The organism is Streptacidiphilus pinicola, from assembly GCF_003258295.1.
Lineage (GTDB): Bacteria > Actinomycetota > Actinomycetes > Streptomycetales > Streptomycetaceae > Streptacidiphilus > Streptacidiphilus pinicola.
Genome location: NZ_QKYN01000155.1, coordinates 1 through 12884 on the forward strand (window position 1 = coordinate 1; position 12884 = coordinate 12884).

Below are 12884 nucleotides of genomic sequence, written 5' to 3' on the forward strand. Positions count from 1 at the left end.
GAGCAGTTGGCGGGCGCCGTCGCCGACGGCGCCCGCCAACTGCTCGCGTACATCGAGCACTCCCTCGCCGAGGCGACCGCCGACAAGGCCACCGCCGAGCAGCAGCGCGCCGCTCGTGACGCCGAGCTGACCCGCGAGCGCGCCCGCAGCCGCGAGCTCAAGACCGAGCTCGACAAGCTCACCGACTCCGTCCACCGTGACGAGGTGCTGCGCGCGGAGAAGCGGCTGCGGATAGAGCAACTGGAGGGCAAGGCGCTGGAGGAGCACGGCATCGAGTCCGACGCCCTGCTCGCCGAGTACGGCCCGGACCAGCTGGTCCCGCCGTCGCTGCCCGCCGAGGGCGAGGAGCCGGAGGCTGGAACGTCAGCGGCTGACGCCGAGGGTCCTCAGCCCCGCCCGTACCGGCGCGCCGAGCAGGAGAAGCGGCTCAAGGCCGCCGAGAAGGCCTACACCCAGCTCGGCAAGGTCAACCCGCTCGCGCTGGAGGAGTTCGCCGCACTGGAGGAGCGTCACCAGTTCCTCTCCGAGCAGCTGGAGGACCTCAAGACCACCCGCCGCGACCTGCTGACCGTCGTCAAGGAGGTCGACGAGCGGGTCGAACAGGTCTTCACCGCGGCGTACCACGACACCGCGCGCGAGTTCGAGGGCGTCTTCTCCCGGCTCTTCCCGGGCGGCGAGGGCCGGCTGATCCTCACCGACCCGGAGTCCATGCTGACCACCGGCGTCGAGGTGGAGGCCCGCCCGCCGGGCAAGAAGGTCAAGCGGCTCTCGCTGCTCTCCGGCGGCGAGCGCTCGCTCACCGCCGTCGCCCTGCTGGTCTCGATCTTCAAGGCGCGCCCGAGCCCGTTCTACGTCATGGACGAGGTCGAGGCCGCGCTCGACGAGACCAACCTGCGCCGCCTGATCGCGATCATGGAGGAGCTGCGTGACAACTCCCAGCTGATCGTGATCACGCACCAGAAGCTGACGATGGAGTGCGCCGACGCGCTCTACGGCGTCTCGATGCGCGGCGACGGGATCTCCCAGGTGATCAGCCAGCGCCTGCGTGACGAACCTCGCAAGCCGCCACGTCAGCTGCGCCGGACCGAGGAACCCGAGATGGCTTCCGAGTAGCGCGCCGCGCGTACCCGATACTGGGGGGGTCATGGATACCGTCATTCTTGCTGTTGTCATCGCCGTGGTCGCCGTTCTGGCGGCCACCGGTCTCGTCGTCACTGGTCGACGGCGCAAGCAGCTGCCGCCCGCCCCCCAGGCGCAGCCGCAGATCACCGAGCCCGCCGCCGAACCGACGCCCGAGCCGCAGGTCGGCGAGGATGCCGCGGTCAGTGCGCCGGAGGAACGGCGCACCGTCGAGGAGGTCGCGCTTCCCGCCCAGGCGGAGGCCGTCGAGGCCGTCCCCGAGCTGGAGGTGCCCGAGCCGACGGCCGGCCGCCTGGTCCGGCTGCGCTCGCGCCTGGCGCGCTCGCAGAACACGCTGGGCAAGGGCCTGCTGTCGCTGCTCTCCCGGGACCGCCTCGACGAGGACACCTGGGAGGAGATCGAGGAGCTGCTGCTCACCGCGGACGTCGGCGTCGCGCCGACCCAGGAGCTGGTCGAGCGCCTCCGCACCCGGGTGAAGGTGCTCGGCACCCGCAGCCCGGAGGAGCTGCGCGGCCTGCTGCGCGAGGAGCTCGTCGCGCTGATCGACCCGTCGCTGGACCGCACCCTGCACGTCGCCCGCCACGACGAGGAGACGCCGGCCCGTCCGGCGGTCCTGCTGGTCGTCGGCGTCAACGGCGTCGGCAAGACCACCACCAGCGGCAAGCTCGCGCGGGTGCTGGTCGCCGACGGTCACACCGTCGTCCTCGGCGCGGCCGACACCTTCCGCGCCGCCGCCGCCGACCAGCTGCAGACCTGGGGCGAGCGCGTCGGCGCCCGCACCGTCCGCGGCCCGGAGGCCGGCGACCCGGCGTCCGTCGCGTTCGACGCGGTCAAGGAGGGCATCGCCGAGGGCGCGGACACCGTGCTGGTCGACACCGCCGGCCGGCTGCACACCAAGACCGGCCTGATGGACGAGCTCGGCAAGGTCAAGCGCGTCGTCGAGAAGCACGGCCCGGTCGACGAGGTGCTGCTGGTCCTGGACGCGACCACCGGCCAGAACGGCCTGGTGCAGGCGAAGGTCTTCGCCGAGGTCGTGGACATCACCGGCATCGTGCTGACCAAGCTCGACGGCACCGCCAAGGGCGGCATCGTCGTCTCCGTCCAGCGCCAGCTGGGCGTCCCGGTCAAGCTCATCGGCCTCGGTGAGGGCGCGGACGACCTCGCCCCGTTCGATCCCGGCGCCTTCGTGGACGCCCTGCTGGGCTGAGCCCCGGCGCTTCCGCGGAACCTCTAAGCCGCTGCCCGCCCCCCGGCCACCGCCAGGGCGGGCAGCGGCTTCCACGTTGCGGCCACGTTCCGCATCACCAGCGCGCAGTCGAGCCCCGCCGCCCCGGCGGGGAGGGCCTCGAAGAACGAGGACGTCGCCCGGCGCACCCGGCAGGCCTCGACCCGCCAGTCGCGCGTCTCCAGCAGCAGCCCGTCGAGCCGCACCCCGGACGCGGTCGCGGACCAGCCCGTCGCGCCGCAGCGGAAGAACGCCGAGGCCTCCGCCAGGTCCTGGAACAGCCGGCTCCCGGAGAGCTCCGGCACGACGTCGACGCCGACGTCGACCCGGAGGCCGCCGTCGCGCGCCGCGAACGCCACGTCGAGCTGCTCCGGTGTCTCCGCGACGGTGAAGCGCGCCAGATGGTGCTCGCCCGGGAAGAGCCGCCCGCCGACGAGCGTGTTGAGCCGCGAGCCGCTGTCGCGGCGTGGGATGTAGACGCCGGTCTGTGTCCGCCCGTCCGGGCCGTCCCACTCGACGGCGAACCGCAGCGCGGCGTTCTCGCTGCGCAGGCCCGCGCCGCGCGGCGCCCAGGTCGGGCGCGCGGCCCCGATCCGGAGCAGGCAGTGCCCGCCGACGGCCCAGCCGCGCTGCAGCTGCGGTCGCAGCGAGGGCGGCAGCAGTGTCGCCGCGATCCCCGGATCCACACGGTAGTTGAGCAGTAGCCGCCGTTCGACGGTGCTGGCCAGGCGTGGCCGTCTCATGGTGCGTCCCCCCTCCACACCCAGGTCATTGGCCGGTTCGCCGAGCGGCAAACCTGAGGGACTCTCAGCGGCGGCCGACGAGCTCCGGGGCGCGCTGGTGGCTGGCGTAGGCGAGGGTGCCGAGCAGCAGCTTCGGGTCCGGGAGACGGAGCGCGTGGTCGGCCGTCGGGGGGCGCAGCCAGCGGGCGCCGGGGGAGGGCGGAGCCGGCACGGAGGAGCCGGAGCCGTGGGGGAGGAGGTCGAGTTCGGCGTCGTCCCAGCCGGTGCGGTAGAGCAGTTCGGGCAGCCGGGAGGCGGTCTGCGGCGCGACGAAGAAGAAGGCACGGCCGTGCGACGCGAGGACCGGGCCGGGGCGGATGCCCATCCGCTCCAGGCGGACCAGCGCCTGGCAGCCGGCCGGCTCCGGGACGTCGAGGACGTCGAAGCCCTGGCCGGTGAGCAGGTGGACGGCCGGGCCGTCCAACTCCGTGGCCCAGCCCCAGCGTGAGCGGTACTCCGCGGCGGCCTCGGCCCGGCCCAGCCTGGCCCGGCGCCGTTGAACCCGGAGCCAGCTGTCGCCGAACAGGGATTCGGTGCTCATCAAGTCCACTCACCTCCAACCGATCGGGGGAGACCTTGGTTACGGGGCGTGTGCCCGTGGCGTTCGCGCCTGAACAATTCGGGCATGGCAGGCGGTCGTTCGGGTGGTGTGCTAAGCAGGAGCTGGGGCGGGGCCGGTGTCGACCGGCGTCGGCCGGCGCCGGAGAACGGGAACTGACGTCCTGCTCACCAGTGAAGCGCGAGTGAGTCACGGGAAGTTCACTCGTAGGGGTGGCGAAAGGTGGCGTTTCTCTACGCAAGCTCCCCCGGTCGGCGCAAATCGCGCTACGTTCCTGATGCAGGGTCGGAGAACCCGGCGCGACATGAGCACGTCAGCGGGTATGCCACTGGCACCGTCGGATATTCGATGCCAACTCGTCCCGCTTTCCAGCAAACTGACGGCCGCGAGCCCGGGATGGGGGCGTTCCGGTGGGCGACAAGCAACCCAACGACAAGCTGACCGCGTGGTTCGTCCGCAGCGGTTGGTCCAAGGGCGAGTTGGCCCGTCAGGTCAACCGCCGCGCCCGGCAGATGGGCGCAGCGCACATCAGCACCGACACCTCGCGGGTGCGGCGCTGGCTCGACGGCGAGCAGCCGCGCGAGCCGATCCCGAAGATCCTCTCCGAGTTGTTCTCGGACCGGTTCGGCTCGCCCGTCCCCGTGGAGGATCTCGGCCTCAAGGCGGTGGCGCCGCTGACGCCGGGCTCGGGCATCGACCTGCCCTGGGGCGGTGAGCAGACCGTCCAGCTCATCTCCGAGTACTCGCGCAGCGACCTGATGCTCAACCGCCGTGGCTTCCTGGGCACTTCGCTCGCGCTGACGGCCGGCTCCGCGCTGATCGAGCCGATGCAGCGCTGGCTCACGCCGAACGCGCACGGCCGACCGACCCCGGTGCTGGCCGCCGCCCGGGACGGCGCGCCGGTCACCGGACGGCTCTCCGGGCCGGAGCTCGACCTCCTCGAGTCCACGGTGGTGATGTTCCGTCAGTGGGACGCGCAGAACGGCGGCGGCCTGCGCCGCAAGGCCGTCGTCGGTCAGCTGCACGAGGTCTGCGACCTGCTGCAGGAGAGCTACAGCCCGCAGACCACCCAGCGCCTGTTCCAGACCACGGCCCAACTCGCCCACCTGGCCGGCTGGATGTCCTACGACGTCGGCATGCACCCGAGCGCGCAGAAGTACTACGTACTGGCCCTGCACGCGGCGAAGGAGGCGGGGGACCGCCCCTTCGGCGGCCTGATCCTGACGGACATGTGCCGGCAGATGATCCACCTCAACCGCCCCGGTGACGCGCTGGAGCTGATCCACCTGGCCCAGTACGGCGCCCGCGACACGGCGAGTTCACGCCAACTCGCGCTCATGCACGCCATGGAGGCCCGCGCCTACGCCAACCTCGGCGAGGCGGGAAAGTGCTACCGCGCCGCCCGCCACGCGGAGGACTGCTTCGACGAGGCCGGCAAGAGCGATCCGCTCCCGGACTGGCTGGGCTTCTTCTCCGAGGCCGAGCTGCACGCCGAGAACGGCCACTCCTACCGCGACCTCTGCTACCACACCGGCCGCAGCCAGGTGTACGCGCTGCAGGCAGAGCCCGAGATCGGCGAGGCCGTGCGGCTCTTCTCCGAGGACGCGGGCCACAAGCGCTCCTACGCCCTCAATCTGATCGGCATGGCCAGCGTCCACGTGCTCAACCGGGAGCCCGAGGCGGCGGTCGCCACCGCCGAGCAGGCCATGGAGATCGCCGCGCGGATCCGCTCGGAGCGTGTCAATACGCGCCTGCGCAAGACCACCGAGGCGGCCCAGCGCGAGTTCAAGGACGTCCCGAGCGTGCGTCGGCTGCGGGAACAGATCGACCAGACGCTGCCCGACACCCTGGCCAACAAGAACACGGCCTGAGCTGCGCAGACGGCGCGCAGGCGCCCTTGTCTCCGGCCGCGAGCACCGTCCCCCTTCACCCGACTCGGCACCCCCACGCCAGGTCATCCGGACGGTTCTCGCGGCCGGTTTTCGGTGAGCCCCCGTTCATCCGGGCGTAACACCGGCGTCAGCTTCGTCACGCCCGCGAAACAACACCGGGTCATCGGTCGAAACCGGCCTGCGTCAATCTCCTCAGCATCAGCCGAAAGACCCCGGGGGCACGGGACGGATGCCCGGGATCGAAACGGCCCGACATTTCGAGGAGACGCCGATGCCCAGCGGCTTCAGCGGCGGAGACACCGCATTCGTACTGATAAGCGCGGCCCTGGTCATGCTGATGACCCCGGGTCTCGCGTTCTTCTACGGCGGCATGGTCCGGGTCAAGAGTGCCCTGAACATGCTGGCCATGAGCTTCATCGCGCTCGGCATCGTCACAGTGCTGTGGGTGCTCTTCGGCTTTTCCATCGCCTTTGGACCTGATTCCTTCCACGGTCTGATCGGCGACTTCTCGATGCTCGGCATGCGCCACATCGGAATGAACCAGCTGTCCGGAACCATTCCGGTGTTCGCATTCGCGATGTTCCAGCTGATGTTCGCGGTGATCACGCCCGCACTGATCTCCGGCGCGATCGCGGACCGCGCGAAGTTCAGCGCCTGGGCCGTGTTCATCGCCTTCTGGGTGACCGTCGTCTACTTCCCGGTCGCGCACTGGGTCTTCTACACCGACAACGGCAAGGGCGGCTGGCTGGTCGACCACATCGGCGCGCTGGACTTCGCCGGTGGCACCGCGGTCCACCTCAACGCCGGTATCGCCGGTCTCGCCCTGGCGCTGGTGCTGGGCAAGCGCGTCGGCTTCAAGAAGGACCCGATGCGTCCGCACAGCCTGCCGCTGGTGATGCTCGGCTCCGGGCTGCTCTGGTTCGGCTGGTTCGGCTTCAACGCCGGCTCCGCGCTCGCCGCCAACGGTCTGGCCGGCCTGGCCTTCACCAACACCCAGGTCGCCACCGCGGCGGCGATGATCGGCTGGCTGATCTTCGAGCGCATCAAGCACGGCGCGTTCACCACGCTGGGCGCGGCGTCCGGTGCGGTCGCCGGTCTGGTCGGCATCACCCCGGCCTGTGCGTACATCAGCCCGCTCGGCGCGATCGCGCTCGGTCTGGTCTGCGGCGCCCTCTGCGCCTGGGCGATCAGCCTCAAGTACAAGCTCGGCTTCGACGATTCGCTCGACGTCGTGGGCGTCCATGCGGTCGGCGGTGCGGTGGGCGCGCTGCTGATCGGCCTGCTGGCCACCGGTGGCGGCGGTTCCACGGCCAAGGGCCTCTTCTACGGCGGCGGCTTCGCCCAGCTGGGCAAGCAGGCGATCGGCGTCGGCTCGGTCGGTGTCTACTCCTTCGTGCTGGCCTGGATCATTGCCAAGGTCATCCAGAAGACGATGGGCTTCCGGGTCTCCGAGGAGGTCGAGATCGCCGGTATCGACCAGGCGGAGCACGCCGAGTCGGCCTACGACTTCAGCGCGGTGGGCGCGGCCCTGTCCAAGGCCCTGAGCCCCTCGGCTCCCGCCACCCCCGCGAAGACGAGCGCCGCGCCCGCCGAGACGAAGGTCGATGCCTGAGATGAAGATCATCACCGCTGTGATCAAGCCGCACCGCCTGGACGACGTCAAGGAGGCCCTGCAGTCCTTCGGCGTCCACGGCCTGACGGTCACCGAGGCCAGCGGCTACGGCCGCCAGCGCGGCCACACCGAGGTCTACCGGGGCGCGGAGTACACCGTCGACCTGGTGCCGAAGGTCCGCGTGGAGGTGCTGACGGAGGACGACGACGCCGACAGCGTGATCGATGTCATCGTCAAGTCGGCCCGGACCGGCAAGATTGGTGACGGCAAGGTCTGGAGCGTCCCGGTCGAGACCGCCGTGCGCGTCCGCACCGGCGAGCGCGGGCCGGACGCGCTGTAGACAACGGCACGTAAAGAGAACTGGTGAAGCGGGCTCGCGACCGAGGAGGACGCGAGCCCGCTCCGCCGTATCCGCCGTTCGGAGGAGAGACGTGACGGACCAGCAGGCCGACGAGAACGGCTACGCCGCGGCACGGCTCGCGCTGCTGCGCGAGGACGGCAGGGTCGGGCCCGAGCGGCGGGCCGCGCTGTCGCAGTTGACGGACCGTTGGCTGCAGGGCCTGCTCGCCGACGCGCTGGCGGGCGCGCCCGGCGACGGGGTCGCCCTGGTCGCGGTCGGCGGCTACGGCCGCGGCGAGCTCTCGCCGCGCAGCGACCTGGACGTGCTGCTGCTGCACGACGGCGGGGCCCGCGCCGCCGCCGTCCCGGCGCTGGCCGAGCGGCTCTGGTACCCGATCTGGGACCAGGGCGTGGCGCTCGACCACTCCGTGCGCGATCTCGGCCAGGCCCGCAAGGTCGCCGCCGAGGACCTCAAGGCCCAACTCGGTCTGCTCGACGCCCGCCACATCGCGGGCGACCAGGCGCTCACCGCCTCGCTCCGCTCCGCCGTCCTGGCCGACTGGCGGGCGACCGCGCCCAAGCGGCTGCCGGAGCTGCTGGAGCTGTGCCGGGAGCGCGCGGAGCGCCAGGGCGAGCTGGCGTTCCTGCTGGAGCCGGACCTGAAGGAGGCCCGCGGCGGCCTGCGCGACGTCACCGCGCTGGACGCGGTGGCCGCCTCCTGGATCGCCGACGCCCCGCGCGCCGGCCTCGCGGAGGCGGCCACCCGGCTGCGCGACGTCCGCGACGCGCTGCACCTGGTCACCGGCCGGGCGACCGACCGGCTGAGCCTGCAGGAGCAGGACGCCGTCGCCGCCGACCTGGGCCTGCTGGACGCGGACATCCTACTGCGCCAGGTCTACGAGTCGGCCCGAGTGATCGCCTACGCCACCGACGTCACCTGGCGCGAGGTCGAACGCGTGCTGCGCTCCCGCAGCGGACGGACCGGACGCCGCATGTTCGGGCGCACGGCGGCCGGCGCGGCCCGTGGCCCGGTGCCGCGGCGACCGCTGGCCGAGGGCGTGGTGGAGATGGACGGGGAGGCCGTGCTGGCCGCGCCCGCCCGGCCCGGTCACGACCCGGTGCTGCCGCTGCGGGCCGCGGCGGCAGCCGCGCAGGCGGGCCTGCCGCTGTCGCTCAGCACCGTGCGCCGCCTGGCCGCCGAGTCCCGGCCGATGCCGGTGCCGTGGCCCGACGAGGCGCGCGAGCAGCTGATCACGCTGCTCGGCGCAGGGGAGAGCGCCATCCCGGTGTGGGAGGCGCTGGAGGCCGAGGGCCTGGTCACCCGGATGCTGCCGGACTGGGAGCGGGTCCGCTGCCGTCCCCAGCGCAACGCGGTGCACCGCTGGACCGTCGACCGGCACCTGGTCGAGACGGCCGCGCGGGCCGCGGCGATGACCCGCCGCGTCGCCCGGCCGGACCTGCTGCTGGTCGCCGCGTTCCTGCACGACATCGGCAAGGGCTGGCCCGGCGACCACTCGGAGGCGGGCGAGGTGATCACCCGCGACCTGGCGGCCCGCATCGGCTTCCCCAAGCAGGACGTGGAGACCCTCGCGCTGCTGGTCCGGCACCATCTGCTGCTCGTCGAGACCGCGATGCGCCGTGACCCGGACGACCCGGCCACGGTCGCGGTGGTCACCGACGCGGTGGGCACCGCCGGCACGCTGGAACTGCTGCACGCGCTGACCGAGGCCGACGCGCTGGCCACCGGCCCCGCCGCGTGGAGCAACTGGCGGGCGACGCTCGTCGGCGACCTGGTCCAGCGCGCGGCGGCGGTGCTCGCGGGCGACGCCGCGCCGTCGGACGGCGCCGGCGAGGCGACGGCGGAGGAGGAGCGGCTCGCCGTGGAGGCGGCCCGGACCACCGGGCCCGCGCTGTCGGTGCGCGCGGAGACCGAGGGCGGTGAGGGGGGAGAGACCGAGCCGATGGGCGTGGAGCTCACCCTGGCGGTGCCGGACCGTCCGGACGTGCTGCCGACCGTCGCCGGCGTCCTCGCCCTGCACCGGCTCACCGTCCGCACGGCCGCGATCCGCGAGCTGGATCCGATCGGCGCGGGCCCGGTGCTCGTGCTGACCTGGAAGGTCGCCGCCGAGTTCGGCGAGGTGCCGGAGGCCGCGCGGCTGCGGGCCGACGTCCGGCGCGCGCTGGACGGCGGTCTGGACGTCGCGCGGCGGCTGGCCGAGCGGGACGCGGCCGCGCCCCGGCGTCGCGGGGTCGTCGCCCCGCCGCCGCGGGTGACCGTGGCGCGCGGCAGCAGCGCGTCCGCGACCGTGCTGGAGGTCCGCGCGCACGACGCGCCGGGCCTGCTGCACCGCATCGGCCGCGCGCTGGAGGGCACCGGCGTGCGCGTCCACCGAGCCCGCATCTCCACGCTGGGCGCGGACGCGGTCGACGCCTTCTACCTCACCGACGCGGCCGGTCAGCCGCTGTCGGACGCGGCGGCGGCAGAGCTGGCCCGCTCCGTGGAGAAGGCGCTGCTGGCCTGATCCTGAAGCCCTTCCGGCGGCTCCCGGAAGCCGACGCGGCGCGCCGGCACCCCGGCCCAGATCTCGTTCGGGCCCGTGGACCGGGTCAGCACCGCGTTGGCGCCGACGATGGTGCCCCGGCCCACGGTCAGCACGCCGTCCTTGCAGACGACCCGCGCGCCGGAGCACAGGACGGCCCCGTCCTCGACGACGACCCGCTCCATCCGGCTCAGCTCCTGCGGGACCCACGGGTCGGCGCGGCCGATGGTGACGTTGTTGTAGAGGACGACGTCCCGGCCCAGCGTCGTGTAGGGGTGCAGGACCAGACCGAAGCCCCGGTGGAAGACCGTGAGCCCCGGCCCGATCTCGGCGGCGGCGGGCACCTCGACGCCGTAGAGCGCGAGCATCTCCTGCACCACGCGTTTCAGCAGTGGGTGGCGACGGGCGTAGATGAGCTTGGCGACCAACGACATGCCACCCATCCTGGCTCCGCCCACCGCCCCAGGTCGGAGGGACGCGCACAGTCCCCCCGTACGAGTGCCTCACGGGTGCGTTCCCAGGACCGCGGGGCGGCCAGATACCCTGGAGGGCGAATCTCTTTCCGCCCCCGAGCAACGAGGACCCGCGACCGACGTGTTCGACACCCTTTCCGACCGCCTCGCAGCGACGTTCAAGAACCTCCGGGGCAAGGGCCGCCTCTCCGAGGCGGACATCGACGCCACCGCCCGTGAGATCCGGATCGCCCTCCTGGAGGCGGACGTCGCCCTCCCGGCGGTGCGTGCCTTCATCTCCCGGATCAAGGAGCGCGCGGCCGGCGCCGAGGTCAGCGCCGCACTGAACCCGGCCCAGCAGGTCATCAAGATCGTCAACGAGGAGCTGATCAGCATCCTCGGTGGCGAGACCCGCCGCCTGCGCTACGCCAAGACCGGCCCGACGGTCATCATGCTGGCCGGTCTGCAGGGTGCCGGTAAGACCACCCTGGCCGGAAAGCTGGCCAAGTGGCTCAAGGACCAGAAGCACACCCCGCTGCTGGTCGCCTGTGACCTCCAGCGCCCGAACGCGGTCACCCAGCTCGGCGTCATGGCCGAGCGCGCCGGTGTCGCGATCTTCGCGCCCGAGCCGGGCAACGGCGTCGGCGACCCGGTCAAGGTCGCGCGCGACTCGATCGACTACGCCAAGAACAAGCAGTACGACGTCGTCATCGTCGACACCGCCGGCCGCCTCGGCATCGACGCCGAGATGATGCAGCAGGCCGCGGACATCCGCGCCGCGATCAACCCGGACGAGGTCCTCTTCGTCGTCGACGCCATGATCGGTCAGGACGCGGTCACCACCGCGCAGGCCTTCCTCGAGGGCGTCGACTTCACCGGTGTCGTGCTGTCCAAGCTCGACGGCGACGCCCGCGGTGGTGCGGCCCTGTCGGTCGCGCACATCACCGGCCGCCAGATCATGTTCGCCTCCAACGGCGAGAAGCTCGAGGACTTCGACGCGTTCCACCCGGACCGGATGGCCTCGCGCATCCTGGGCATGGGTGACGTCCTCTCGCTGATCGAGCAGGCCGAGAAGACCTTCTCCCAGGAGGAGGCGGCCAAGGTCCACGCCAAGCTCGCCAGCAAGGGCGGCAAGGAGTTCGGCCTCGGCGACTTCCTGGCCCAGCTGGAGCAGGTCTCCAAGATGGGCTCGATCACCAAGCTGCTCGGCATGCTCCCCGGCATGGCCCAGATGCGGGACCAGATCAACAACATCGACGACAAGGACGTCGCCCGTGTGGGCGCGATCATCAAGTCGATGACCCCGGCCGAGCGGGACGACCCGAAGCTGATCAACGGCTCCCGGCGCGCCCGTATCGCCAAGGGTTCCGGCGTCCACGTCTCCGAGGTCTCCAGCCTGATCGAGCGTTTCTTCGAGGCGCGCAAGATGATGTCCGCGATGGCCGGCGGCAAGGGCATCCCCGGGATGCCGGGCATGCCGGGCATGGGCGGCGGCGCGTCGCGCAAGCCCAAGCAGCAGAAGGCGGCCAAGGGCCGCCGCCAGAGCGGCAACCCGCTCAAGCGCCAGCAGCAGGCGCAGCAGGCCGCCCAGAAGAAGACGGACGGTGCGCCCCAGGAGGGCGGCGCCTTCGGCCTCGGCGCCGGCCAGGGCCCCGCGGACTTCGAGCTCCCGAAGGAGTTCAAGGACCTGCTGTAGCGGTTCTCGTTCGCAGCGACTCAGGGGCGCGCGACTCTGCCGATGGTGGAGCCGCGCGCCCCTGAGTACTCTCACGGCATGCGCGTAGAGATCCGGTATCCCCAGTTCTCGGACGAGGCCGCCTACTTCGAGGCGGTCACCCGCTCGGCCGAGCACATCGGGCGATGGAACCCCGTCGAGCCCCGGGCACTGCCGGACATGGTGCGGCGTCAGGGGGAGGCGCTGCGCACCTTCATGATCTTCGACACGGAGGACGGCGGGCTCGTCGGCACCTGCAACGTGTCGGACATCGTCCGCCGGCGGTACCAGAACGCCGCTCTCGGCTACAACTCCTACCTGCCCTACAACGGGACCGGTCGCATGACCGAGGGCATGCGGCTGGTCGTCGACGCCTGCTTCCGCCCGCAGCGCCTGGGCGGACTGGGGCTGCACCGGCTGGAGATCAGCGTGCAGCCGGAGAACGGGCCGTCCGTCGCGATGGCCAAGCGCCTCGGCTTCCGCCTCGAGGGCTACGCTCAGCGCATGCTCTACCTGCGCGACCAGCACGGCGTCGAGGACTGGCGCGACCACGAGCGGTACGCGCTGACCGCGGAGGAGTGGCCTGGTGCGGGCGCTGGCGACGTGTCCTGATTGTCCGTATTGTCACA

11 protein-coding genes are annotated in these 12884 nt (G+C 72.1%); 8 read left to right on the top strand and 3 right to left on the bottom strand.

Annotated features, from left to right (window positions below; genetic code table 11):
* Both DN069_RS32410 and ftsY read left to right on the top strand, forming a co-directional pair.
* On the top strand, nucleotides 1–1113 hold a 1113-nt coding region (locus tag DN069_RS32410; RefSeq protein WP_165845737.1), incomplete at its 5' end, for an AAA family ATPase.
* A gap of 31 nt (nucleotides 1114–1144) precedes the next feature.
* Nucleotides 1145–2347 carry a signal recognition particle-docking protein FtsY gene (gene ftsY / locus DN069_RS32415; RefSeq protein ID WP_111506821.1) on the top strand — a complete coding sequence of 401 codons (1203 nt, stop codon included), beginning with the start codon at nucleotides 1145–1147 and terminating at the stop codon, nucleotides 2345–2347.
* A gap of 23 nt (nucleotides 2348–2370) precedes the next feature.
* On the opposite strand, the gene DN069_RS32420 is transcribed toward ftsY, so the two are convergent.
* Nucleotides 2371–3108, bottom strand: coding sequence for a DUF2071 domain-containing protein (locus tag DN069_RS32420; protein ID WP_111506822.1), 738 nt, complete (start codon nucleotides 3106–3108; stop codon nucleotides 2371–2373).
* Between the two features lie 64 nt (nucleotides 3109–3172).
* Entirely contained in the window at nucleotides 3173–3688 is a 516-nt protein-coding gene (locus DN069_RS32425; RefSeq protein WP_111506823.1) for a bifunctional DNA primase/polymerase, read from the bottom strand.
* Between the two features lie 428 nt (nucleotides 3689–4116).
* On the opposite strand from DN069_RS32425, the gene nsdA reads away from it, so the two are divergent.
* From nsdA to DN069_RS32445, 4 genes are all read left to right on the top strand, one after another.
* On the top strand, nucleotides 4117–5577 hold the full coding sequence (nsdA, locus tag DN069_RS32430) for a transcriptional repressor NsdA (protein WP_111506824.1): 1461 nt from the start codon (nucleotides 4117–4119) through the stop codon (nucleotides 5575–5577).
* A 292-nt stretch (nucleotides 5578–5869) separates the two neighbouring features.
* The gene (locus tag DN069_RS32435) at nucleotides 5870–7210 is read left to right on the top strand and encodes an ammonium transporter (protein ID WP_111506825.1); all 1341 of its coding nucleotides are present in this window, start codon (nucleotides 5870–5872) and stop codon (nucleotides 7208–7210) included.
* Between the two features lies 1 nt (nucleotide 7211).
* Nucleotides 7212–7550, top strand: coding sequence for a P-II family nitrogen regulator (locus DN069_RS32440; RefSeq protein ID WP_111506826.1), 339 nt, complete (start codon nucleotides 7212–7214; stop codon nucleotides 7548–7550).
* 91 nt (nucleotides 7551–7641) lie between these two features.
* Entirely contained in the window at nucleotides 7642–10071 is a 2430-nt protein-coding gene (locus DN069_RS32445; protein WP_243640044.1) for a [protein-PII] uridylyltransferase, read from the top strand.
* Here the strand turns inward: DN069_RS32445 and DN069_RS32450 are convergent.
* Nucleotides 10005–10523, bottom strand: coding sequence for an LbetaH domain-containing protein (locus DN069_RS32450; protein ID WP_111506828.1), 519 nt, complete (start codon nucleotides 10521–10523; stop codon nucleotides 10005–10007). The two genes, DN069_RS32445 and DN069_RS32450, sit on opposite strands and share 67 nt — an antisense overlap.
* Nucleotides 10524–10683: 160 nt before the next feature.
* On the opposite strand from DN069_RS32450, the gene ffh reads away from it, so the two are divergent.
* The gene (gene ffh / locus DN069_RS32455) at nucleotides 10684–12237 is read left to right on the top strand and encodes a signal recognition particle protein (protein ID WP_111506829.1); all 1554 of its coding nucleotides are present in this window, start codon (nucleotides 10684–10686) and stop codon (nucleotides 12235–12237) included.
* Nucleotides 12238–12315: 78 nt separating this feature from the next.
* A complete protein-coding gene (locus tag DN069_RS32460; protein ID WP_111506830.1) occupies nucleotides 12316–12867 on the top strand; it encodes a GNAT family N-acetyltransferase in 552 nt (183 codons plus the stop codon).
* Nucleotides 12868–12884 lie beyond the last annotated feature (17 nt).